The organism is Paenibacillus mendelii (assembly GCF_024498075.1).
Lineage (GTDB): Bacteria > Bacillota > Bacilli > Paenibacillales > Paenibacillaceae > Paenibacillus_Z > Paenibacillus_Z mendelii.
On sequence record NZ_JANHOF010000018.1, the window covers coordinates 1 to 23,655 of the forward strand.

At 51.2% G+C, this 23,655-nt stretch carries 21 protein-coding genes and 1 tRNA gene; 19 read left to right on the forward strand and 3 right to left on the reverse strand.

What is annotated here, in order from left to right; translation table 11 throughout:
• The coding region (locus tag NNL21_RS30705) for an ATP-binding protein (RefSeq protein ID WP_256555593.1) at positions 1 to 1,623 on the forward strand (1,623 nt) is incomplete at its 5' end.
• A gap of 26 nt (positions 1,624 to 1,649) precedes the next feature.
• Here NNL21_RS30705 and NNL21_RS30710 read toward each other — a convergent pair.
• Positions 1,650 to 2,690 carry a YkvI family membrane protein gene (locus NNL21_RS30710; protein ID WP_204819009.1) on the reverse strand — a complete coding sequence of 347 codons (1,041 nt, stop codon included), beginning with the start codon at positions 2,688 to 2,690 and terminating at the stop codon, positions 1,650 to 1,652.
• A 181-nt stretch (positions 2,691 to 2,871) separates the two neighbouring features.
• Between NNL21_RS30710 and NNL21_RS30715 the strand changes: the two genes are divergently transcribed.
• Positions 2,872 to 2,997, forward strand: a complete 126-nt coding sequence (locus NNL21_RS30715; protein ID WP_256555594.1) for a hypothetical protein — start codon at positions 2,872 to 2,874, stop codon at positions 2,995 to 2,997.
• A 105-nt stretch (positions 2,998 to 3,102) separates the two neighbouring features.
• Here the strand turns inward: NNL21_RS30715 and NNL21_RS30720 are convergent, their stop codons facing one another.
• Complete coding sequence (locus NNL21_RS30720) at positions 3,103 to 3,822, reverse strand: hypothetical protein (protein ID WP_204819010.1); 720 nt, start codon at positions 3,820 to 3,822, stop codon at positions 3,103 to 3,105.
• A gap of 190 nt (positions 3,823 to 4,012) precedes the next feature.
• On the opposite strand from NNL21_RS30720, the gene NNL21_RS30725 reads away from it, so the two are divergent.
• From NNL21_RS30725 to NNL21_RS30745, 5 genes are all read left to right on the forward strand, one after another.
• A complete protein-coding gene (locus NNL21_RS30725) occupies positions 4,013 to 4,582 on the forward strand; it encodes a xanthine phosphoribosyltransferase (protein ID WP_204819011.1) in 570 nt (189 codons plus the stop codon).
• 92 nt (positions 4,583 to 4,674) lie between these two features.
• Complete coding sequence (locus tag NNL21_RS30730; protein WP_204819012.1) at positions 4,675 to 4,995, forward strand: hypothetical protein; 321 nt, start codon at positions 4,675 to 4,677, stop codon at positions 4,993 to 4,995.
• Between the two features lie 113 nt (positions 4,996 to 5,108).
• On the forward strand, positions 5,109 to 5,339 hold the full coding sequence (locus tag NNL21_RS30735) for a hypothetical protein (RefSeq protein ID WP_204819013.1): 231 nt from the start codon (positions 5,109 to 5,111) through the stop codon (positions 5,337 to 5,339).
• A 168-nt stretch (positions 5,340 to 5,507) separates the two neighbouring features.
• Positions 5,508 to 5,948 (forward strand): zf-TFIIB domain-containing protein, encoded by a 441-nt coding sequence (locus NNL21_RS36650; protein WP_204819014.1) that lies wholly within the window; start codon positions 5,508 to 5,510, stop codon positions 5,946 to 5,948.
• A gap of 152 nt (positions 5,949 to 6,100) precedes the next feature.
• Positions 6,101 to 6,188 (forward strand) — tRNA-Leu (locus NNL21_RS30745).
• A 158-nt stretch (positions 6,189 to 6,346) separates the two neighbouring features.
• Here NNL21_RS30745 and NNL21_RS30750 read toward each other — a convergent pair.
• Positions 6,347 to 6,850 (reverse strand): hypothetical protein, encoded by a 504-nt coding sequence (locus tag NNL21_RS30750; RefSeq protein WP_256555595.1) that lies wholly within the window; start codon positions 6,848 to 6,850, stop codon positions 6,347 to 6,349.
• A gap of 329 nt (positions 6,851 to 7,179) precedes the next feature.
• Here NNL21_RS30750 and NNL21_RS30755 point away from each other — a divergent pair, with 329 nt between their 5' ends.
• From NNL21_RS30755 to NNL21_RS30810, 12 genes are all read left to right on the forward strand, one after another.
• Positions 7,180 to 8,241: a Gfo/Idh/MocA family protein gene (locus NNL21_RS30755; RefSeq protein WP_204819015.1), complete on the forward strand. Its 1,062-nt coding sequence runs from the start codon at positions 7,180 to 7,182 to the stop codon at positions 8,239 to 8,241.
• 202 nt (positions 8,242 to 8,443) lie between these two features.
• Entirely contained in the window at positions 8,444 to 9,355 is a 912-nt protein-coding gene (locus NNL21_RS30760; RefSeq protein ID WP_204819016.1) for a helix-turn-helix domain-containing protein, read from the forward strand.
• Between the two features lie 281 nt (positions 9,356 to 9,636).
• Positions 9,637 to 12,108, forward strand: coding sequence for an alpha-glucuronidase family glycosyl hydrolase (locus NNL21_RS30765; protein WP_204819017.1), 2,472 nt, complete (start codon positions 9,637 to 9,639; stop codon positions 12,106 to 12,108).
• A gap of 17 nt (positions 12,109 to 12,125) precedes the next feature.
• The gene (locus tag NNL21_RS30770) at positions 12,126 to 13,316 is read left to right on the forward strand and encodes an ROK family transcriptional regulator (RefSeq protein WP_204819018.1); all 1,191 of its coding nucleotides are present in this window, start codon (positions 12,126 to 12,128) and stop codon (positions 13,314 to 13,316) included.
• Positions 13,317 to 13,541: 225 nt separating this feature from the next.
• Positions 13,542 to 14,591: a zinc-binding dehydrogenase gene (locus tag NNL21_RS30775; protein ID WP_204819019.1), complete on the forward strand. Its 1,050-nt coding sequence runs from the start codon at positions 13,542 to 13,544 to the stop codon at positions 14,589 to 14,591.
• Between the two features lie 17 nt (positions 14,592 to 14,608).
• Entirely contained in the window at positions 14,609 to 15,283 is a 675-nt protein-coding gene (locus NNL21_RS30780; protein ID WP_204819020.1) for an orotidine 5'-phosphate decarboxylase / HUMPS family protein, read from the forward strand.
• Between the two features lie 16 nt (positions 15,284 to 15,299).
• Entirely contained in the window at positions 15,300 to 16,223 is a 924-nt protein-coding gene (locus tag NNL21_RS30785) for a sugar phosphate isomerase/epimerase family protein (RefSeq protein WP_204819021.1), read from the forward strand.
• 24 nt (positions 16,224 to 16,247) lie between these two features.
• On the forward strand, positions 16,248 to 17,279 hold the full coding sequence (locus tag NNL21_RS30790) for a zinc-dependent alcohol dehydrogenase (protein WP_204819022.1): 1,032 nt from the start codon (positions 16,248 to 16,250) through the stop codon (positions 17,277 to 17,279).
• Positions 17,280 to 17,848: 569 nt separating this feature from the next.
• Positions 17,849 to 18,736 carry a dihydrodipicolinate synthase family protein gene (locus NNL21_RS30795; RefSeq protein WP_204819023.1) on the forward strand — a complete coding sequence of 296 codons (888 nt, stop codon included), beginning with the start codon at positions 17,849 to 17,851 and terminating at the stop codon, positions 18,734 to 18,736.
• 131 nt (positions 18,737 to 18,867) lie between these two features.
• Positions 18,868 to 21,825, forward strand: coding sequence for an extracellular solute-binding protein (locus tag NNL21_RS30800; protein ID WP_256555601.1), 2,958 nt, complete (start codon positions 18,868 to 18,870; stop codon positions 21,823 to 21,825).
• On the forward strand, positions 21,822 to 22,775 hold the full coding sequence (locus NNL21_RS30805; RefSeq protein ID WP_204819025.1) for a carbohydrate ABC transporter permease: 954 nt from the start codon (positions 21,822 to 21,824) through the stop codon (positions 22,773 to 22,775). The genes NNL21_RS30800 and NNL21_RS30805 overlap by 4 nt, the downstream gene beginning before the upstream one ends.
• Positions 22,776 to 22,781: 6 nt before the next feature.
• Positions 22,782 to 23,648 carry a carbohydrate ABC transporter permease gene (locus tag NNL21_RS30810; RefSeq protein ID WP_204819026.1) on the forward strand — a complete coding sequence of 289 codons (867 nt, stop codon included), beginning with the start codon at positions 22,782 to 22,784 and terminating at the stop codon, positions 23,646 to 23,648.
• Positions 23,649 to 23,655: the final 7 nt, after the last annotated feature.

Consider the following 23,655-nt stretch of genomic DNA (forward strand, 5'->3'; position numbering starts at 1 on the left):
CACGCCGCCGGCGCGCCGCAGCCGCGGCCGCATGCGGGTGCCGCCGCTGCGGCTGCGAGCCTGGCGGCCGCTGAGCGACGTGTCGCGGCTGCGCTGCGGGCGCTCGTGCGCGAGCCGGAGGCTGTGCTCGGCGCCCTGTCCGCTGCGCATGCGCGAAGCCGCCGCGGCGGATTAGCGGCAGGCTATGCCTACGGCGAAGTCGCTGCAGCATCAGAAGTGGGGCCTGGTCGTTCTCTGCGGGAGGATCTGCTGGCAGCCGTCGATGCCCGGCTTGAAGCCTTGCGGGGAGATGAGAGAAGCCGGGAACGGAAGCAGGAGCTTGGGAGCCGTTTGAACCGTCTGCAGAAGCAGAAGGAAGATGCAGAAGCAGCGCTTCATGAGGCGGTGCAAAGGGAGAAGGCCATTAGCCAAGTCTGGCAGGAGTGGCTGCTGCAGCAAGGCTTGCCGGATTCGTTATCACCCGAAGCCGCTCTGGAAACCGTTGATTTGGCTGAGCAAGCGCTGCATCGGCAGCAAGCACGCGAGAGAGTCGTCGCGAAAGCGGAAGCGATTGATGTGCGCCTAGAGGAGTTTCATGCAGCGGTAACCGCTATTGCGAACGAATTTAAGGTGGGTGGTACCGGCCGTCAAAGTGATTCCATAGTAACGATTAGACTGCTGCATGCGGAGTCGATAAAACAAATTGCCATCCAGGAAGAAGCGGCTGCGCTTCAAGCGAAGTTGGCGGAGCAGGAACAGCGAATGAATGAACTGCTGCCGGAGATCGCCCGCTTAACGGCACAACGGGATGAATGGTTCCAGGCGGCGAATGCGGAGAGCGAGCTTGCGTTTCTGGATGCGCTCACCTCCTCCGAGCGTCTGCGCGAGGTTGAGAACGAGCTATATAAGCTGCAGGCCGAACTGGAAGCGGGTATGTCGCAGAATCAATTGAAGCAGCTGATGCAGTGGTATACGGATGAGGGCTTGCAGCAATTGCTTGCCATGAAATCGGAGGCCGAGGATCAACTGCGCGATGAAGAGCAGCTTGGCCGCCAGCGTCTTGAGAAGCTTGGACGGCACCGGCACGCACGGGATCAACTGATGCATGAGTCGGTTCGGCAGAAGCTGACCATGCAGCGCGAGTCTTCTTCGGCTGCCCTGGAGGAGCTGGTCTTCCGGTATGCGGTTCTATCCCATGGCTTGACGATGATCAATCGGACCAAGAGAGTCATGGAGGAACAACGCCAGCCGGCCGTTCTTCGCGATGCTTCGCGTTACATGTCCCTCTTATCGAATGGAAAATATAAACGGATCGCCGTTCCGGAGGGACTGGAGACGATCCGATTGGAAACGGCCGATAATCGCATCGTGGAAAGCGTATATTTGAGCAGAGGGACCGCGGAGCAGCTGTATCTTGCCATGCGCTTCGCCTTGGCGGATGAAGCGGCGACGACCGTGGAGCTGCCGATGATTCTCGATGATTTGTTCGTCAACTTCGATGCGGCCCGCTTGGAAGCGGCTGCTGATCTGCTGAGAGAGATATCCGGCCGCAGACAGCTTGTGCTGCTGACTTGCCACGATCATGTGCGCGATTTATTGATGAGCAAGTTGCCGGGCGCAAAGCTTGTGGAGTTATCCGGCTAGGCGCGTTGTTCAGCTCCGGCTCTTGGTCAACTGCCCTGTGGAGAACGTATCCGAATGAGCAGAATGAGCCATCCGAGACTGATCAAGCCGAACAATGGATAGAGCGTGGACAGCAGTGGACCGAAACCGATCTGGCTGGCCATATAGCAAATGAAGAGAATTGTTAACGTGAGTAGTGTACGGGATACCTTGATTCGTTCTTGGAGCTGAAGCGTCAAGCCGTATACATCCGCGACCAGGGTTGTGAAAATTTCGGCGAAGATGAGGAAGATATAAATCCATTGGACGCCTTGTCCCAGCTCGCGGGCTATACCGCCCATCGGGATCGCAAATTGCTGAATGCCGGGCATATACACCGATAAGGCGATATGACCGGTAAGCAGCATAAAACCAATTCCGATCCCGCCGATCCATGCGCCGTAGATGATGGTCTTCCGGTCTTTCATCTCCGCTCCCAGCGGAACGAGCACGGCTTGAGACATGGATAGATTGAATGCGGCATAGAGGAATGGGGAAGCCCATGCGGCCCATGGTGAATGATCGCTCGAGAGCATCATCCACCGGTCGGCGCCCGGCGTTTGGATCGTATCGATAATGATGAGCACGGTGAATAGCAGCATGATCGGGACGACGATGGTATTGAGGGTCAGGATCGCCTTCATACCTTTGCGCAGAAGAAGGAAGCATGCGCATAACGTAATGAGAAGTCCGGATTGATAGGAAATATTCCAATGCTCATTGAAGATAGATCCGGCGCCGGCAAGCATGACCGCGGTGACGCCAAGCAGGACGATCAGCATGAAATGGCTGACCCAGCTGCCTATACGGTCACCGAAGAGCACTTTGTTGACGGCTTCATATGATTTTGCCGAAACCTCGCTCGCAATAAGCATCATCTTGGCGCCCAGCCATATGAACATAGCGGTAGACAACAAGATCGTAAGGGCGCCCAAGTATCCGAATCTTGTGAAGAATTGCAATATTTCTTGGCCTGTCGCGAAGCCCGCTCCTACGATCGTTCCCATGTAAGTGAAGGCAATTTGCATCACTTTACCGGTTCTTTTCATATGACGTCTGCCTGCCTTTCGTTCCACCTTTGTTACTAAGGTATGTCCGAGAGTGGACAGGCATGACATATTTTGATGCAGGATGCAGTTAAATGGCACGTGGGTTGTATAGTTTGATGAAGATCGTTTATTAAAGGGGTTTGGTTTCAGAGAGGGAGTAACGCAGGGAGGCGCCGAAGCTGTGTCCATAACCAGCTTCGGTGATCAAGGAACAGGGGGAGTCACGTTTAACTTGGTGCAGATCGGGCTCATGAATCTGCGCGATAGCTATCAGCCGGCAGGTCTCTTGCTTCCCTGCGCCGACTGATAGCTTCTCTGCCGTGATGGTATAGGAATCGGTTGAAGGGAATATACAAAGTACGGAACAGTTCCCACATTCCACCTTCTAGCCGTAGTACTGATCATGCCCGGATTAACTGGCTTCATGAAAGAGCTTGATGGAGATAATCGTGCCGGTTTTAGGCTCCAGATCGATTTTGAGCAGCGCTTTAGCCGCTTTATAAGCGAGTACGCTGGACGTATTGGTATCAGGCTTTCCTAGTGCTTTAACAGCAGCGTCTTTGTTATCGCCAATATGCAGTCCGTTCAGCTCGGCAGACGCTTCCGCTTTGTAAACTTCAACGAACTTGACTTTGTTGTCCGCACCAAAGCCGACCGCAAAACCGTCGTACTCTTTCACATGCAGCTTCTCGGTCTCGTCCTCTAAATCGTAGCTGTCACTTGGTTTACCGAGCTTCCGGTCAAGAGCCGTTTCATTATCGCCTAATGCGATACCGTGAAGCTTCGGTGCTTTGGGATCCCATTTCTTCTCTTCCTTGACGGGAACGACATCCGGCTTGTTGTCCTTCTTGCCGGCTGACGATTGGGTTACCGCATCGGGCTGATCGGTCTTGTCCTTGTCCGAGATGGCATTGGCAACAGGAACGTCCCCTGAGTTCGATGCGCCATTGTATGTTTTTTGCGGGCTGTCGGGATTTGGTGACGGGTCAGGCTGTGACGGTCCATTAGCTTCAGCGCTCGTACCTGGTACGGGCGGGGGATCGTTCAGATCAGTCTGGCAGCCTGCAACAATAACGGATAGAAGGAGGACTGCAGACGTCTTGGCTGCAATTCTTGATGAGTAGCGTAACAACGGCGATGACACCTCCTAATGGTAAGAAGTCAGATATTGCGAGTATTCTCTTCCCTATATAGACGCCTATCACTTGGAAAAAGTTGCATGATTCTGGTGTGAAGCCGCATCTTTTTCAGGATTCCGGTTGCGAAGCCCGCCTACCTTATGGTACGTTTTACGAAAAAGATTTTTTCTGGAGGGAACGCGGGTGGATATACTAAAAGAGCGCATATTACGCGAGGCTTCCGTAATTAATAGCGATGTTCTGAAGTTGGATGCACTTCTCAATCATCAGGTGGATCCAGTACTTACAATGGAAATGGGCAAAGAATTCGCACGCCGCTTCGCGGAACAATCCGTTACGAAGGTGATTACCGTCGAATCGTCTGGAATCCCGGTCGCATTCGCGACTGCACTGGCACTGGACGTGCCGCTTGTATTTGCAAGACGCAAGAAAACATTGATTGCCGATCCGGATGCACTGACAGAGAGGGTTCCTTCCTTTACGAAAGGGATTGTGACGGACATCATGGTTTCGAAGCAGTTTCTTAGTTCCGATGATAACGTGCTGTTCATCGACGATATTATTGCGAACGGGGACGCGGCGCGAGGCTTAATTAAAATTATTGAGCGATCCGGCGCGCAGCTGGCAGGACTGGGTATCGTTGTGGAAAAATCTTTTCAGGCCGGCGCACGCACCATCCGCGAGCAAGGAATTGTCGTGGAATCGCTGGTTAAAGTGGCCTCATTGGAGGATGGAATCATCCGTTTCGAATAGGGTGACGTATAAAGTTTCCACAATCAGTCCCTTTTCGGGGTAATCTTTTTGTCTTATAATGTTCATAAGTGACCAAGGGGAGGCACAAGAACATGGGGAAATTTTCTGCTGATTATTTGCAATCCAAATTGTCCGACGCCAAAGTCCATTTCGAGCGTGCGCTCGACTGTAAACATACGGAATTCGATGATCTATATCCTTACATGATTGAGCACCCACAATTTTTCTGGTATAAACGATACGTAGCTTGGTCAGAATTGTTAACGATCGTTAAACTTTGCGGGGAGCTTGAGGTTGATTGGCTTCAGATGTTTACGGAGAAGCAAGCTGAGTATATTACCAGCCGTGTCATGTCCTCGCGCGTGTTAGACGAGTGGTATGAGACGAATGATTCGAAGGAGCATGTCGGCTAATCCTTATCATCGACTGCAGCTGAAGCTGGAATAAAGACCTCAATGAGTGCGATTAACGCGGCATTGAGGTCTTTTGTTATTGGCTCAACGAAACGAGGAGGTCCTGCATAATCATGATTACAGAGGAACAGCTTAATACATACAGACTGGAAGGGACCAAGCTAAGAGTCATACGGGATGCTCTTGAAATGAACGATGTCATTGGCATTGTCGTGGCATGGGATGAGGACAGCGTCGTGATTCGAAAGCACAATCGAAGGGTAGTGAAGTTAGGCAGGCAGTATATTTATGAGCTTGCCTCAGAGCCGCGTTCGGTTGCGACGGAAACCTCAGAAGGTGAATGACGATGTCAATCGGATGTACGTGCCGTAAGAAATAAGCGCTAAAGTGAAACGAAATCGGCCGAAACTCGTATTGAATAATAACGCTGGCTTATGGTTCCTAAGCGCGAAGAGCATATATTCACTCTTATTGAAACCAATAAGCATATCCAATCAAGGAGGGATTCGTTCATGAAATGTCCGGTTTGCGAAGGAGTTCGGATGCGGGAAGTAGAAAAGGATGGCGTACTGATCGATGTATGTCCGGATTGCAAGGGAGTATGGCTGGATCGGGGCGAGCTGGATAAGCTCATGCAGGGGATGCGTCAGATGCAGGACGATTACGACCGGTTGGAGCAGCAGTATTACGAAGGAGGTACTCGTGGCGGGAACACCCAAGCGCCTTCGGTACCGCCAGCAGGGGGTTATGGACAAGCTCCTCAGGGGGGATACGCGCCACAGCAGCATTCCCAGCCACCACAAGGCAGCTACGGGCAACAGCCGAACTACAATGGCAATTACGGTCAACATGGGAATGCTCATCACGGCAACGGCAAATACGGTTACGACAAATATGGCAGACCGAAGAAGAAGAAGACCATGTTAGACGTATTTGGCGACCTCTTCGACTAATTCGACCAGGTTAACTAAGCGTATGATTAGTAAATATATTTAAAATTTAAAACCTCTGTTTTGTTTCTTGACTTTAGTAGCTATCAGATGTTAATATGAAACACGTGATTGCGAAATGCACTAGCGATAACGCAATTCACTGCCAGCAAGATGCGGTCGTGGCGGAATTGGCAGACGCGCACGGTTCAGGTCCGTGTGGGCTAACCCCCCGTGGAGGTTCGAGTCCTCTCGACCGCACCAACTTATAAATTGAACGGCTCGTATATTCACCTTTACGGTGATATACGAGCTTTTTTTGTATGCAGAAAATTACAAGTTGTACACCTTACTTCAGCCGAAAGCAGCTCCTATTCATGATTGGATTGTGGCAGCAATCACTCTCACATTATGTCCTGCATTCATCGGCGTCCACGGAAGGTTCGGCGCAAGTCCTCAACCCACTGGTCCGGAACTTCCCAAGGAATGAAGTGTCCACCACGTGCGTGAGCGGTGATGTTGACGTGGTTATACCAAGGCGCGCGATCGCTGTTGAGAAAGTTCTGTACACGATTGTCCGTTGTGATACCCGGCGGATTCTCGTAGCCCACGAAGGTTATACCTGTTGGCGCTTCAATGACAGGCGAGCGATTATGGGCGGGTGTCCATGGATAACGGTTGGCGTTCGCATAGACGCGCATTGAGGTCTCGATGGCGTTGTTGACCCAGAAGATTGTCGCGTGTGTAAGGATGTCATCCTTCGAAAAGACGTTCTCGATGTTACCGTTATTGTCACTCCAACTGGCCCATCGTTCCAAGATCCATGCGAGCATTCCTACTGGCGAGTCGCTCAGTCCGTAGGCGAGTGTGCCGGGATCAAGAACATGTACGGCGAGATGTGAGGCGAAACGACGATCAAAATTCATAATCTCCGTACGGATTCGCTCAGGGATGTTGTCGGGTATGGGGCGGCCTCCGGCGAGATCCCAAGCACGATCCCCGTTGAATAAGCTCAGTTTTGAGCTGACCCGATATGAATGGCATAGAGCTCATCATGATATTTGTGTCCCAACTGACCGGTCACGAGAGCCCCTACATCGTTTATCGGTTAACCGGCGCAGTGAGCGTGTTCTCGCTGCCCATTTCGCAAAAAAGGAACAATACATGAACAAAAAGGGTTAAAGAGACTTGCCTGGATAGTTTGTTAAGATAGTACACGATTTACGAACAAAGCATATCAGGGAGGTTAATTAATATGACAACATCGCTGCGTATTGCCGTGATTGGCGCTGGCTCGATTTCATCTGTACATCTGCAAGCCTATGCGAATAATCCCGAAGCGAAGCTCGTCGCAGTATGCGACAAGAATGAAGCCCGTGCCCGGGAGAAAGCCGAGAGGTTCGGGGCTGCCCAAGTGTATACGGATTACAAGGAGCTGCTCGCAGATCCGAACATTGACGCGGTCAGCATCTGCACGTGGAATAATACACATGCGGAGATCAGCATTGCTGCGCTCGATGCAGGTAAGCATGTGCTCTGCGAGAAACCGCTATGCAAGACTGTGGCCGAAGCGAAGCTTGTGGAGGAAGCCGTTAGACGGTCAGGTAAGGTTCTTCAGGTTGGCTTTGTTAGACGTTATGCGGACAATACTCAAATCCTTCGCAAGTTTATCGAGGCGGGTGAGCTTGGCGATATTTATTATGCCAAAGCCTCCTGTTTGCGGCGTTTGGGCAATCCTGGCGGGTGGTTCTCCGATATTGAGAAATCAGGAGGAGGACCTCTTATCGATCTGGGGGTCCATGTCATTGATATTTGCTGGTATCTGATGGGCAAGCCGAAGGTGAAATCCGTTAGCGGGAACACCTATCGCAAGCTCGGAAACCGGGCGAATATTCAAAACTTAGCCTATTACCAAGCGGCGGATTACGATCCTACGCTAAACAATGTAGAGGATTTCTCCAATGCGCTCATCCGATTCGAGAACGGTGCCTCTCTTGCCGTTGAAGTTAGCTTCACCCTGCATGCCCTCAAGGATGAAATCGGTGTGAAAATTTATGGTGACAAGGGCGGGGCAGAGATTGAGCCTGAGCTGCAGATCATAACTGAAAAATATGATACGATCCTCAATGTGACACCACAGGTGGATCAGCTCGGTTTCGATGTCGTGAAGGGTTTCAGCAATGAAATCGCGCATTTCGTCAGCAGCTGCCAAGGTAACACCGAGACGCTGAGTCCGGTTGAGGACGGTCTGGAGATGATGAAAATTCTTTGTGGGATTTACGAATCAGCTGCCAAAGGGATGGAAGTGCAATTTTAGCGGATGTGAATCATTCGTTTGGTTAAAAGATAAGGAGACATACAAATGAACCGATTTGTATGTCTTTTTCTTGCTTGGGCGGCTGGATGATTCGATTCGGAAGCGGTAATCGGCTATATTTTCTTAATGATTGTCACATAAGGTTCTCATCCGTATACTGTTGATTATGACTGAAGCTTACATTCCTTGGAGGACGGTAATCGTGGAGATTAATCGTACGGAAGCTCAAAGTGTGAGACCGAATAAATTCCATTTTGATAATAAATACGCCAATAACCCACAGATCTATGAATCTATCATTCTGTATCAGATTGGTGATTTATGCTGCGAGAGTAATTATAGTATTAGTGAACATTTGCAGTACTGCTATGAAATCAGTTATGTGGTTTCAGGCAAAGGAGTCTTCTATACCAATGGCAAAGCCTTCCCGGTGCAGGAGGGAGATGTTTTTCTCAGCCTGCCGGGAGAGCTCCATGATGGTAAAGCGGATGCTTCGGAGCCTTTTCGTTTTTTTTACGTGGGCTTTAACTTTGATGCCGAGACCGATGAGCAGGGTGAAATGACTCATGTCCGTAAAATGTTTGATCAAATCGGCAACTCTCTGACTCCGGACAGTTTGGGCATGGAGGCTCCTTTCATTCATATTTTCAATGAGTTGATCAATCTGAAGAGTTATTCGACGCTCATGATCAATACCTATCTGCATCAGATCATCGTGCTGGCTTACCGCAACTTCTATGATAGCTGGGAGAGAGAATACGCATCGCTGCAGAAGAACGATGAGACGAAGAGGATCGTATATGAAATCATCAATTACATTGATGTCAACCTGCATAAGATTACGGAGCTCCCCCAGATCGCTGCAGAGCTGCACTATAGCTATTCACATCTGTCGCGTATCTTTTCCAAGGAAGTGGGGCTCACCATCAAGGATTACTACAACCGGAAGCGCTTTGAGAAGGCGATCGAGTGGTTGAAGAATGCGGAATTGAATGTTACCCAGATTTCCGAGAAGCTTCAGTACCAATCCATCCACACGTTCAGTAAGGCGTTCCGCAAGAACTTCGGATTTTCCCCAACCGAATACCAAACACTGTTCTTGAACCGGGAATAAAATTCAATGAAATCCATGAACAACAGCGATCGTAGGAATCCGCTCCATGTGCAGCGGGTTGGTTCCAAAGTGAGGAGTGATCCATGTAAAGTGGATCACTTCTTTTTTGCATTCTCAAATCGCAAACCATGTCATATTACGACTTCAGCAGATGTAAATATTTGATAAAAATATGGTTTACAATTTGGGCTTCTTTGATTATCATAGATATAAGTTAATCATTAAGTTAATGGTCGGCTTGATCAGTTTGGTGCTTAGTATCAGCGGGTGGAGGGTGCGGCATGGCGGACATAGGAATCGGCAGCCCCATGAGTACACAGGCGATAGATCTCACAAGAGCTGTAGTGCTCAGCGCCTCAGGGGCTGCTGGAGCGGAAGCGAAAGCGATTGAAGTACTGATTGAAGAGGTTGCCAAGCGTTCGGGCGTTATTTACCGGCGCATGCATGAGCTTCCGGGAGCAGCAAGCGGCAATGATCCGATCATCGTTGCAGGTTCTCGGGAATCGCTTCTTCCGCTGATGGGTTCGGATGGGAATCTTGTCGAAGCGGCCAATCTGTCTCCAGAGGGTTATATACTGCGTACCTCCGAGCTCAGGGGACATTCAGCGGTAATGGTCATTGGAGCTGACGCCCGCGGGGTCCTGTATGGAATTGGTAAGCTGCTGCGGCAAGTGTCTTTCAGGAGATGTTCGATTCAGTTGAGCGAAGAGCTGAATATCGTGACTTCTCCGCGGTTTGAACTGCGTGGGCATCAGCTCGGCTACCGCCCGAAAACGAATGCCTATGATGCTTGGACGCTCGAGCAGTACGATCAATACATACGGGAATTAGCCCTGTTCGGAGCGAACTGTATCGAAATATTACCTCCCCGCACTGACGATGCGAAGTCGGGGCCTCTCATGAAGGCCGATCCGCTAACCATGATGGTTCAGCTGTCGGAGACGATCCATTCTTATGGACTCGATACTTGGGTCTGGTATCCGAATATCGGTAATGATTATGTCAATCCGGCTTCGAGGGCCGAGGAGCTGGCGGAGCGGGAGGAAATTTTCCGTCTCGTACCGCACATCCAAGCGGTATTTATTCCAGGCAGCGATCCCGGGGATATGGAGCCGGATTTACTGTTTGAATGGACAGGACATATTGCAAGCATCCTAAGCCACTATCATCCGGAGGCGAAAATTTGGTTGTCCCCACAGGTTATGATGCATGAATCGCGGCCTTGGCTGGATTCGTTCTATGCGCATGTGGAGCGGGAGCCGGAATGGTTGGGCGGAATCGTATTCGGTCCGCATGTGGATGATCCTCTGCCCGAATTGCGGCGGCGAATACCTGCGAAATATCCAATCCGCCGGTATGAGGACATCACGCATAATTTCATCTGCCAGTATCCGGTCGCCGACTGGGATGTCGCCTTCGCCTTAACGCTCGGGCGTGAGTGCTACAATCCAAGGCCGCTCGCGCAGAAGCAGATCCACAATGTCATTGCATCGCATGCAAACGGCAGCATTTGCTATTCGGAAGGCATTAATGATGACGTCAATAAATTTATTTGGCTGGATCAGGACTGGAATCCAAGCACATCCGTTATGGAGACGCTGCGCGATTATGCAAGGGTTTTCATTGGCCCTGATTACGCGGATTCAATCGCATGCGGTCTAATGGCTCAGGAGGAAAACTGGGCCTTGCCGCTCGCGGTTAATGATCAAGTGGAAATTACGCTTCAGCAGTGGAGGCAGATGGAACGGCATGCTAATACGCATGTGCTCGGCAATTATCGTTTCCAAATGGGATTGCTTCGCGCCTATTACGACGCCTACACAAAACGGCGCCTGATCTACGAGACGGAGCTGGAATACCGTGCTAAGGATGCCCTGCGTATGGCGGATCAGAATGGCAGTCTAGCCGCATTGGAGAAGATGGAGCGTATTCTGGGGCTTGCAAGAGCTGAACCGGTCGCGCCAGATTATCAGCTTCGCTGTCAGCAGCTGGCTGACGAGCTATTCGCGGGCATCGGGTCGCAGTTGACGGTGAGCCGGCATTATGCAAGCCATCCGGAACGGGGAGCTTTCATCGAAGCGATCGACTTTCCGCTCAATGATATCAGGTGGCTGCGGCAGCAAAGTGAGATCATTCGCGAGGAGCCATCGGAAGCGGAGAGGCTGGTGCTCATCGAGCAGCTGCTCGACCGGACGAATCCCGGACCGGGAGGTTACTACGACAATCTGGGCTCACCGCGCAGCGCGAGCCGTATTGAATCGGGAACTCTTTGGGAGAATGATCCCGGTTACCTGAGCTCACCGCGAATTGCGCATATGCCGGGCATGATGATGATGATTAGCGATAAGCGGCAAAAGGAGCTTGGCGGGGTACCGCTTGCTTGGGAGAATACGGCGAACATCATGCTGGATACGCCGCTTACACTCAGCTATGATCATCTCTCACCCGGATGCCGCTATGCCGTGAAGATCACATACATTGGGGAGTCCAGAGGGGACGGATACTGGGTTACATTGACGGCGAATGACGAGCAGATCGTCCATGAAAACCTGCACATTCCCGCTGCATCGGTGATGACAGTACAGTCGGAAATACCGCCGTATGCGACGGCTAACGGCAAGCTGCAGCTCACGTTTCGGAGGGCAAAGGGGTTCAAGCGGCTGCACGTAGCGGAAATATGGCTTATTGTTGCAGCGGGGCACGAACCCCTTCAGGCACGCGGCTGCGAAGACAATTATCAATTGCGTTCATAATGACAAAGCATAATGGAGTGAAAGTTATCAATACGAATAAACAAGCCTACCTTCAGCAAGTTAAGCAGCAAAACATATCAACTGTGCTGAACGTGATTTGGGAGCAGCAGTCGATTTCGCGAGTAGAAATTATTGAGAAGACGGGTCTGACATCAGGGACGATTTCTAATTTGACGAAGGAACTGATTCAGCTCGGCATTATTCGTGAGTACGAAACGGTGTCCGGCGCGGTTGGACGCAGAAGGATAATGCTCGGCTTCAACCCGGATCCGTACCGGATTATCGGCATCGACATTGGACGATCGACTATTGAGGTAGTGCTGACGGATCTTACGGGCAATGTCTTACTCTCGGTAGAGGAGAACACGGCTCATTTGCGAGGACCCGATCAAATATTGGCGGTTATTGCTCCACATGTGAATCGAATGAAGGAGAAGGCGGCGGCGAGCGGAGGGCGAGTGCTCGGAATCGGCACCGCTGTACCGGGTCCGATGGATTTGGAGAAGGGGATCATTCTGAGTCCGCCTAATTTCCCGGGCTGGGACGGGTATCCGCTTCGGGAAGAATTAACGGAACGCTTCTCGCTTCCAACGCATATAGAAGACGATTCCTGTACCTGTGCGCTCGCGGAAAGATGGTACGGGGTCGGGAGGAACAGCAGGGATCTCGTATTCATCACGATGGGGATGGGAATCGGCGGAGGGGTTGTGACGAATGGCGAGCTCGTACGGGGAACGAATGGCCTCTACGCACAGGTGGGTCATATGTCCATCGTTCCACGCGGCGAAACTTGCGTTTGCGGAAACTACGGCTGCTGGGAAACGGTAGGAACCATTCAAGCGATTCTTAAGCGTTCAGGCGGAGCGAGGACGATGGACGAGTTGAAGCGGCTCGTTCGCGAAGGGAATCCTGAGGCAACCCGATGCATGGAGGATACGCTGGCTTATTTGGAAATGGCGATTATCAATGTGTTCGCTATGTACGATCCGGAGCAAGTCGTGCTCGGCGGGCGGTTGTATCCCTATCTGTCCGATTATATCGTGGAATTAAGGCAGCGGGTAAGACAGCGGACCTTCTCATTCGTCAAGGATCGGGTTCAGATCACGTCTGCTACATTCGGAACGTCTCAGAGCGTAATCGGGGCTGCCGCCGTTGTGTTCGGAAAGCTGCTGGCCGCGCCTCTTGATACACTCTTCGATGAACGATGATCCTTGTGCTATGACTCCGGTTGACGTTAAGGCGACTAAGCCAGCGTCAACTGGCAGCCAACGGCAGGGATAGGGTTATGCCGCGCAATTAACTTAATCATTGGTTAAATAAATTCAACGTCCAGCATATACTGAGTTGTGCCCGTTGAAGACTGGAAGTCTCTTCCTAAGAGACTTCTAAGATAGAACAGGATTACATAATGAAATGATGTGGGAGGAATAGAAATGAAAGCGGTTGTCAACTATCAATCCGGAGCTGGAAGCGTTGAGGTTCGTGACGTTCCGGTTCCGTCCGAGCTGGGGCCCAAGGACGTCTTAATTCAAGTGAGAGCTGCAGGCATTTGCGGCAGCGATCTGCATATGTACCACGACATTCAAGGGTTTCCGGTCAAACGGCCGGTGACGCTGGGCCATGAATATGCCGGAGTCGTAGCCGATGTCGGTTCGGAGGTGACTCTCTTCAAGAAAGGGGATCGCGTCGTAAGCGAGACCCCTGCCTATATATGCGAAACCTGCATTTACTGCCGGTCCGGTCAGTATAATCTATGCCCGGATCGAAGAGGCTTCGGTGTTCTCGAAGATGGCGCCATGGCAGAATACGTGAAAACCCGTGAAGCCATCGTTCATAAAGTGCCGGATAATGTTTCCTTCGAGAAAGCGGCCATGACCGAACCGACTTGCGTAGCATACAATGCGGTTGCCCATCATTCCCGCATTCGTCCAGGCGATTACGTTGTCGTATTCGGACCGGGCCCCATCGGATTGATGTGTGTGCAGATGGCTAAATTATTTTCCCCTGGAAAATTAACGATCGTCGGAACCAGCAAGGACAAGAACCGGCTTGAGATCGCCAAGCAATTCGGTGCGGATACGGTCATCATTGGCGATGAACAGGATGTGGTTCAAGAGATACTTTCTCATGGAGATGGATTCGGTCCTGATCTGGTGCTCGACGCGGTAGGCATATCCATTACACTGAAGCAGAGCATCGACGTCGTTCGCCCGGCCGGCCAAATTACCAAGATCGGATGGGGACCGGCTCCGGTTGGATTCACGCTCGATCCGTTGATTCAAAAGGCGGCCCGTCTGCAAGGATCCTTCAGCCATAATTATCCGATGTGGGAGAAAGTGCTGCTCATGATGGGTAAAGGCGAGATCGATCCGCTGCCGATGACGAAGTCCTATGATATCGATCAATGGAAAGCAGCCTTCGATGAAATGGATTCTCTGGCCATTGCCAAGTCGATTATTCTGCCCCATTCACCAAAAAATTGAGCGCGGGAGTGATAGATATGAAACCGATTGTACAAATTTCATTGGATTTAACCAATATCAAGGAAGCGCTCGAAATGGCTGAAATCGCCGTAGAGGCAGGAATCGATTGGATCGAAGCGGGAACTCCCCTGCTGCTTGGCGAAGGACTTCATGCCGTTGCGGCATTGCGTGAAGCATTTCCGAGCCATCCTATCGTTGCGGACTTGAAAACAATGGACGGCGGCTATCTGGAAGCGGAAATGATGGCGAAGGCTGGCGCGACCCATGTCGTTGTCATGGGCGTGGCACACCAGGCCACCATTCGAGCCGTAGTGAAAGCAGCAAGGGATTATAATATCAAGGTAATGGGAGATATTATGGCTTCCGCAGATCCCGTTGCATGCGCCAAAATGCTCGAAGCCAACGGGGTCGATTATATTATTGTTCATACCGGATTCGACGAAAGAGGTGAAGATCCGCAGCGGACTCCTTTCGACCATCTGCATGAGGTTGTCCAAGCGGTCTCCATTCCCGTCCAGGCTGTAGGAGGTTTGTCGGTCGCGCAGGCAGCAGAAATGCCTAAACACGGCGCCCCGCTGGTCGTTGTCGGAGCACCGCTCGTTATTGATCAGAAGGAGTTTCGCCCAAGCACGGACAAATCCGAACTAAAAGCCGTCCTGCAGGATCTAGTAGCACAAGTAAAGAGTGCCTAGGAAGAGGGGTTAGCGCATGAATACGAACAAAGGTGCCAGAATAGCCGTATTTCCGAAAGGATATATCGAAGAATTATCAGATGGAAGAATGGCATTGGAAGAGTGGATTGAAATGGCCGGAACGTTGGGTGCGGATGGATTGGAGCTATATCCATTGTTTCTGAAGCAGCTGGACGAAGCCTATTTGCAAAGCGTGAAGGAAGCGGCGCATAAACAAGGTTTGGAAATCCCCATGATGTGTGCTTCGCCGGATTTCACTCATCCGGATGCTGCTTTCCGGGCACAGGAAATTGTGAAAATGAAGCAAATGATTGACGTGATGGCTTATTTGGGACCGGAACCATTCCGAAGCTGCCGGGTACTATCCGGGCAGAAACGGCCGGAAGTATCCATAGAAGACGGGATACGCTGGACGGTGGAGTGCATCGAGACGCTGCTTCCATATGCCGAGGAGAAACAGGTCCATCTGGTCATGGAGAATCACTATAAGGACGGATTCTGGATTCATCCCGAGTTTGCCCAGCAATCCAACATCTATTTGGCTATCATACGGCAAATATCCTCCCCTTGGTTCGGTGTGAATTATGACCCTTCTAACGCGATCTTCGCAGGGGAAAATCCATTAGAGCTATTAAGTGAAGTCAAGGATAGAGTGATTACAATGCATGCCAGTGACCGTTATTTGAAGGATGGCTATTCCTTGGAGGACTTGAAGAATTATTCCTTGCAGGGGTACTCCGAAGCGCTGGCACACGGTGTAATCGGCAGGGGCATGAATGATTACGATACGATCTTCGCGGAGCTTGCGAGCGTTCATTTTCGGGGATGGATTTCGATCGAGGATGGCGTAAACGGCCTTGGGGATTTGCGCGAATCTGTTATTTTCTTAAGGGGAAAAGTAACGGAATATTTGGAAGACTCCCTCGAATCGACCAAGTAACGGTAATAGAAAAGGAGAATGACCTTGAAGGCATTTATGATCCATGAGCCCCATAATTACTCCGTTGTCGATATTCCCGTTGCCGAGCCAGAGGAGGGGCAGGTGCTTGTCCGCTCCATGTATGCCGGCATATGTGGGACGGATCTAGAACTGGTTAAAGGAATGGTACGCGCAGATGCGGTGAGCTATCCATGTATCCCCGGACATGAGTGGAGCGGTATCGTCGAGAAAGTCGGTCCTGGCGTAACGGGTCTCAAGCAAGGGGACAGAGTGGTTTCCGAAGGCGTCCAGCACTGCGGGCATTGCAGGTTCTGCAGACAGGGAGAAACCAACCTATGCGAGCACATGAAGGAGCTAGGCTTCACCATGCCAGGCGGATTATCCGAGTACGTGGTTGTCAATGCGAAAATGATTCACCGCTTGCCGGATAATTTCCCGCTGGATATGGCCGCATTAATTGAGCCGACTGCCGTAGTTACCCGGGGGGTATGGCGTGCGAAGCCGAAACCGGGCGAGACGATTGCGGTGATCGGTCCGGGAACCGTCGGTCTTCTAGCGATCATGATTTCCAAGCTGTTCTCTCCTCGTAAAATGATTCTGATCGGAGTCACTGAGGAGTCGTTATCGCTTGGCCTAAGTCTTGGAGCTACGGACATCGTCAATGTGACCAAGGAGGAAGCTGCCGGCAGAGTCGCTGAACTGACGGATGGATTCGGAGCAGATATCGTGATCGAGTGCGCTGGGAAGAGCAGTGCCGTTGATATGGCATTCTCCATCGTTCGCAGAGGCGGTAAAGTCGTCTTATTGGGGGCGGCCGGCAAGGATGCAACCATGGAGCTATACAGTGATATCTTCCATGTGAAGGACCTTGAAATTCACGGTATTCTATCTTACACCAAAGAGACTTGGCAGGATGCCGTCAATCTCGTTACCAACCGCTTGATTCCGGTAGAGAAATTGATTCGTTATCGATTTTCTCTGGATGAGGTTGATCAGGCGCTGGATGTGCTGGATTCCGGCAAAGGCGTAGGGAAATCGCTGATTGAGCTTCCCTAGCAAGAAGGAGAGAGCAAGGCTGAGAAACTTGCAAGTGCTGGCTTGAAGCTGCGGCGGGACATCGGAGCTGATGATCTTGGCATATGTTCATCCTCCGATGGACCGCCAAATGTTCAGGCAGAGTATGGTTTTCATTTTATTTAATCAATGATTAAACACTTCGCATATCGGATTCCTCTATATCCGGAAATCGGCGCGGGAGCTGGTATTTCCAGTTATCGATACCGGTTATTTCACCATACACTCCAACCCACAATGAATATACGACATAAGCCCGCAGAACCCCATCAAGAAACACTAGACATACATCCCATGAAGTGACAGAATTTTCGGATTCGCATCGAAATTAGTCGAAAAATATGACATAAAATACTAAATATAGAAATTGACGAGAGTTATCTAATGGGTTAAGATGGAATTAGCTTAATCAATAAGGATATAAAAGGAAGTTACTCCTTGTTACGTGATCAATGGAATTTGAAGCGGCGGAGACGATCCGACGCTTACAAAGGCACTCAGCGGTAATGAAGAATGTAATCGATTACAGGAAGTGGAGTGATCTCGTGTCAATGATTCATTCAAGTGGACCCAATGAACGGTTTGCCGGTGTTTACGCCTTACTGTTATCTCCCTTTACCGAGGATGGAGCACTGGATTGGAACGCTTATGACCGCTATGTGGATTGGCAGCTATCGATGCGCCCGCACGGATTGTTTGCCGTGTGCGGCAGCAGTGAGATGGGGCTCCTTACTGTGGAAGAACGAATTGCCTTAGCAAAACGAGCGGTAGAACGCGCAGGGAGCATCCCGGTGATCGCCACGGCAAACGTCGACGTCAATATCGACAATCATGTTCAGGAAATGCAGCGTATGGCAGAAACCGGCGTACAGGCGATCGTCCTCATTCCTCCGAGAGATATGGGGGTAAACCAGGAGCGCCTTGAGGAATACTTTGCCAACCTTGCGGACCGCTCGCCATTGCCTGTCCTCTTATACGAATGTCCGCTCTATAAGCCGCATCTTATCGATGCGAAGGTATACAGCAGCTTAGTTCACAACCACGGTATCGTCGGGATCAAAGACACGACCTGCACGGTAGAAGGGATTCAGGCGAAGATAACGGCTGCACCGGACGGGATTGTCTATCAGGCGAACACGGCGCTGATGCTTGAAGCGCTTCGTATGGGCGCACGCGGCATTATGGCTATTACGGCTACAGCTGCAGTGGATGTTGTCCTTCAGCTGTGGAATAGTGCTGCTTCCAGCTCCGATGATGCCACAGCAATCCATCAGAGTCTTATTCAATTAAACATAAGCTTGGAGATGGGCTATACCGCTACGGCGAAGTACCTTGCTTCTCTGCGCGGTGTACCTATGAGCTATGAGACGAGGTCGGGCAGGAAGCTGAGTCCGGAGGCTGCGGCTGCGATCCAGGCCTGGCATCGGTCCAACTGCTAAGCTAGCGGAAATACAGGCATGAAGCCCAAGCTACCCTCATGACAGAATGGAAGCGCATTCATGTTGTGGCGTTTCGCAAGAAAATGCCTGTATGCATGAAGGGCACGAAAGGAGGACTTATTTTGATTCGAGTGCTTCGCAAACACGTCCTTACAATCCTTATATTCATAGTTCTCATCATTGTTGTGGTGAACTGGATGAATTCCAGAGGGTTTAATGATACGGCAATGGCCGGGATTCCGACGTACAGCAATGTCGATGAGCAGTCTCTGCTGACGAACGTCAACTTTAAATTCCAGCAAGAATCCACTTATTTGCAATACCTGGACGATTTGCAGAAGAAGGGAATCACAGACACAAGCGGAGTACGAATCGCGATCGCAGGCAATCAATATTCGGCAATTAGCGCGTCCGGCGCTCACATAGAGCGGGACTTGGGAGACCGCAAAGGGGACGTTCTCGTCTTGAACGAGGAGAACAGCTGGGTGGAATATGCAGTGGAAATTCCAAGTGAAGGCTTCTATCAGATGGGGATTAGCTATTATGCCCTTGAAGGCAAGAGCGGGGCGATCCAGCGAAGCGTACAGGTCGATGGGGAATACCCGTTTGCACAGGCGAAACGCCAGACCTTCTCAAGAATGTGGCGGGAATCCGGACCAACCACACGCGACGATATGGGCAATGAGATGAACCCGGGCCATGATGAAGTGTTTGGCTGGCAGTACAGCGAGTTCCGCGATCCGGAAGCGAAGGTGGAGGAGCCGTTGCGCTTTTACTTGAAGCCCGGCAAGCATACGATACGGATCAACTTTCTGCGTGAACCTGCGGCCATAGGCGAATTGAATGTGTTTTCACCGGTTGTGTTACCTGATTATACGCAGGTGTCCGGAGAATACGGCAGTAAAGGTTATCCGGTTACGAAGGGCTTCTATCAAGAGTTCCAGGCGGAAGAAGCGGTGCTTAAATCCGGGCCTTCCATGCGCCGGCTGGAGAACCGCGATCCGGCAACCCAGCCCTATGACAGAGATGCGATCGCCTTGAATACGATCGGCGGCGATCCTTGGCGCGATGGAGGACAATGGTTGGAATGGGAGATCGAAGTCCCGGAATCCGGGCTGTACAATATCGGCACGCGTTTTCTGGCCAAATGGTTAAATCATGTTGCCGTTCAGCGGATGGTATACATAGACGGCCGGATCCCGTTTAAGGAAATGAACAAGGCTTCCTTCGCTTACTCGCTGACTTGGAAGGTCGGCGGGCTAGGAAATACGGAGAATCCGTATCTGTTTTATTTGGAGAAGGGCAAACACCGGATCCGGATGGAAGTGCAGGTCGGGGATTTGGGGAAGGTGTTTGAAGGGGTTCAAGTGGCCACGGGTAAAATGTCTCTGCTGGCCAGGGAAGTGTTGATGATAACCGGCTCTAATCCGGACCCGAACTATCAATGGGAGCTGGTGGAGAACATCCCGAATATTGTGCCTCGCCTTCATCTGATCGCTCGCGACCTTGATACCGCGATCAAGCGGATGTACGCCCTTGGCATCGAGAAGGGGAGCTCGGAAGTCGCGATCCTGGCTGCAGCGCGGGACCAGATGATCGACATGGCGGCTAAACCGGACAGCATTCCGAAGCGTCTGGACAATTTGTCGAGCACACAGTCTAGCCTGGGGTCTTGGATTACCGGTTTTTCGAGACATCGGCTGCAGCTTGATTACTTGATCATCAAGTCGCCGGAGCAGTCTTGGCCGGATGCCTCCTCGGGATTTGCGAAGAAGCTGTCCGCGAACGTCTATGACTTTTTCTCCTCGTTTACGAGAGATTATCGAGCAATCGGCAAAACCGAGCAGGACGATGAGAGAACCCTTGATGTGTGGGTTGCCCGTGGACGGGATTGGGTCCAGGTTCTGAAACAAATGATCGATAACGATTTCACCGCGAATACCGGAATTAAGGTGAACGTCAATCTCATTCCGGCGAATGCGATGAATCTGTTCATGCTGGCAATTTCGTCCGGCAATGCGCCAGATGTCGCGCTCGGTGTCGATCAGCAAGTACCGATCGACTTTGCGCTGCGGGGCGGGCTGCAGGATTTGGGCATCTTCCCTGATTATGCCGAAGTGGCCAGCCGATTCAAGCAGGGTGCGCTCACTCCTTATCGATTCGACGGCGGAAATTATGCTTTGCCGGAGACGCAAAATTTCAATATGATGTTTTACCGGAAAGATGTACTGCAGGAGATCGGCATCGATGAGCTGCCTGAAACCTGGCAGGAGGTATTCGATATTATTCCGATTCTGCAGCAGAAGGGTCTCGATTTCTACTTCACTCCAGATCTCAGCACGTTCTCCTCCTTCCTCTTTCAATTAAGCGGGGAATTTTACCGGGATCACGGGAAGGCTTCCAACCTCGATACGCCTGAAGGGCTGAAGGCGATGAAGATGTGGACGGGATTGTACACCAACTACAAGATATCGAAGGAAGCCAACTTCTATAACCGGTTCAGAACCGGGGAAATACCGATCGGCGTGGCCGATTATACCATGTATCTGCAGTTAATGACGGCGGCGCCTGAGCTGACGGGCTTATGGGAAATGCGACCAATGCCTGGGATTACACAGGAGGATGGCCAGATCAACCGCTCGATGGGCGGAGCCGGTCAATCGGCCGTTATCTTCAAGGATTCCAAGCTGAAGGACGAGGCTTGGGAGTTCGTGAAGTGGTGGACCAGCCAGCAGTCACAGGAGAGATACGGGGCGGATATCGAGATGTCATTGGGTTCTGCGGCTCGCTGGAACACAGCTAATGTTGAAGCGTTGAAGGATTTGCCGTGGGCGAAGAAGGATGTCGATGCGATTCTGGAGCAGTGGGAATGGTTTAAAGAACGCGAAATCGTACCGGGCGATTACTATACAACTCGTTATATCACGAACATCTGGAGCGAGATCGTGTTGAACGGAAAAAATATACGCGAGGCTCTTGAAGAGGGCGTTAAGGAAATTAATAAAGAAATCAGGAAGAAGCGGACAGAGTTCAATCTAGACGTTGAACCGGCTGCAAATTCATCTTCTAAAGGAGGGAGCGGAAAATGAGCGAGGTGATTGCCCGCACGAGTACCGGGAAGAAACAGAAGGCGGCCAGTCTAAAGCCGGGGTTATGGGCACAAATCGTCAGGTACCGGATGTCCTACCTGTTTCTCGCTCCCTTCATGCTGCTGTTCATCATGTTTACGGTCGTTCCGGTGTTTACCGCGATCGGGCTCAGCTTTACGTATTACAACATCCTGGAGTCTCCCCGCTGGGTGGGCTTGCTGAATTACAAGACGCTGTTCGTCAATGACGATATCTTCCTGAAAGCAGTCGGCAATACATTGAAATTTGCCGTGATTACCGGGCCGGTCGGCTATTGCATGTCGTTCGTGCTGGCCTGGTTAATCCACCAAATCCCGCATAAATACCGTTTCTTCTATACGTTGTGCTTCTACACGCCAGCGATTACGAGCGGGACGGCTGTAGCGGTCGTCTGGGCTTATCTCTTCTCAGGGGACCGTTATGGGATGATCAACAGCTGGGCCATCCGCTTAGGCATACTCGATGAACCCTGGCTTTGGCTCAAGGATGTAAAGACGATCCTGCCTGTGTTGATTCTCGTCTCGCTCTGGATGAGTATGGGGGTTGGGTTCCTGGCCTTTCTGGCCGGTCTTGCCAATGTATCACGGGAAATGTACGAAGCGGCAACCATTGACGGGGTGAAATACCGCTGGCAGGAGCTGTGGTATGTCACGCTGCCCGCCATGAAGCCGCAGCTGTTATTCGGCGCTGTACTGACGATCGTAAGCTCGCTGCAGGTGTTCGATATCAGCGTCGCGCTTGCCGGGAATCCGAGTACGCTGTACGCCGGTCATGTCATTATGACCCACTTGAACGATTATGCGTTTGTCCGATTCGAAATGGGATATGCCGCTGCCATAGCCGTCGTCCTGTTTCTATTGATGGTTGGGCTGAACCGGTTCATCTTCAACATACTCGGAGACAAGGAGTGAGCAACGTTGAACGAAAGCTCGATCGTCAGACGGAATGATTGGAGCGGCCGAATTCTGTTTCTTTTGCTCACCCTATTCGGTTTGCTGATGCTGGCCCCGCTAGTTTACCTGACATCGACGGCATTTAAGCCCAAAGCGGAATTGTTCTTATTCCCGCCTCGTTTCTTCGTTATGAATCCGACCCTGTTGAATTTTACCGATCTGCTTTCTGTGACGGAATCATCACTCGTGCCGTTCTCCCGGTATATTTTCAACAGCATCATTGTTGCAGGGTCTGTGGTGATCGGCGGGATCGCCATCGGCTCGATGGCTGCGTATCCGTTAAGCAAACATAAAGGCATGCCGTTCGGCAGATTGATCTTCAAGATGATCATTCTGGCCCTTATGTTTGCCCCGGCGGTTACGCAAATTCCCCAGTATCTGGTCATGACGGAGCTCGGCATGATGAATACCTACTGGGCGCTTATCCTGCCTGGCTTGGCTTCTCCGATCGGTTTGTTCCTGATGAAGCAGTTTCTCGATCAAATACCGGACGCACTGCTCGAAGCGGCCCGCATTGACGGGGCGAACGAAGTGCACACATTCCGTAAAATTATATTTCCGCTCCTGCAGCCTGCGGTTGCCACTTACGCCTTGTTCAGCTTCATAGCGGCATGGAACGATTCATGGTCAGCATCGGTATTCACCACCTCCGATCAGATGAAAACCCTTCCATTCGCCATTATGTCGATCAGCGGGGGTGTGAACGATATTGCGCGTGCCGGCGCGATGGCCGCATCCAGCTTCTTGATGATCATCCCGACATTAGTCGTGTTTATCGTCACGCAGCGCAAAGTCATGGAAACGATGGCCCATTCAGGAATTAAAGGATAAGGGGGAG

What these genes read in the sequence shown, in the direction of transcription:
- NNL21_RS30775 (WP_204819019.1), top strand. Translation starts at nt 13,542, where the DNA reads ATGAAAGCGGTTGTCAACTATCAATCCGGAGCTGGAAGCGTTGAGGTT.
- NNL21_RS30805 (WP_204819025.1), top strand. Translation starts at nt 21,822, where the DNA reads ATGAGCGAGGTGATTGCCCGCACGAGTACCGGGAAGAAACAGAAGGCG.
- NNL21_RS30710 (WP_204819009.1), bottom strand. Translation starts at nt 2,690, where the DNA reads ATGAAAAGAACCGGTAAAGTGATGCAAATTGCCTTCACTTACATGGGA.
- NNL21_RS30795 (WP_204819023.1), top strand. Translation starts at nt 17,849, where the DNA reads ATGATTCATTCAAGTGGACCCAATGAACGGTTTGCCGGTGTTTACGCC.
- NNL21_RS30755 (WP_204819015.1), top strand. Translation starts at nt 7,180, where the DNA reads ATGACAACATCGCTGCGTATTGCCGTGATTGGCGCTGGCTCGATTTCA.
- NNL21_RS30750 (WP_256555595.1), bottom strand. Translation starts at nt 6,850, where the DNA reads ATGAATTTTGATCGTCGTTTCGCCTCACATCTCGCCGTACATGTTCTT.
- NNL21_RS30730 (WP_204819012.1), top strand. Translation starts at nt 4,675, where the DNA reads ATGGGGAAATTTTCTGCTGATTATTTGCAATCCAAATTGTCCGACGCC.
- NNL21_RS30765 (WP_204819017.1), top strand. Translation starts at nt 9,637, where the DNA reads ATGGCGGACATAGGAATCGGCAGCCCCATGAGTACACAGGCGATAGAT.
- NNL21_RS36650 (WP_204819014.1), top strand. Translation starts at nt 5,508, where the DNA reads ATGAAATGTCCGGTTTGCGAAGGAGTTCGGATGCGGGAAGTAGAAAAG.
- NNL21_RS30780 (WP_204819020.1), top strand. Translation starts at nt 14,609, where the DNA reads ATGAAACCGATTGTACAAATTTCATTGGATTTAACCAATATCAAGGAA.
- NNL21_RS30785 (WP_204819021.1), top strand. Translation starts at nt 15,300, where the DNA reads ATGAATACGAACAAAGGTGCCAGAATAGCCGTATTTCCGAAAGGATAT.
- NNL21_RS30735 (WP_204819013.1), top strand. Translation starts at nt 5,109, where the DNA reads ATGATTACAGAGGAACAGCTTAATACATACAGACTGGAAGGGACCAAG.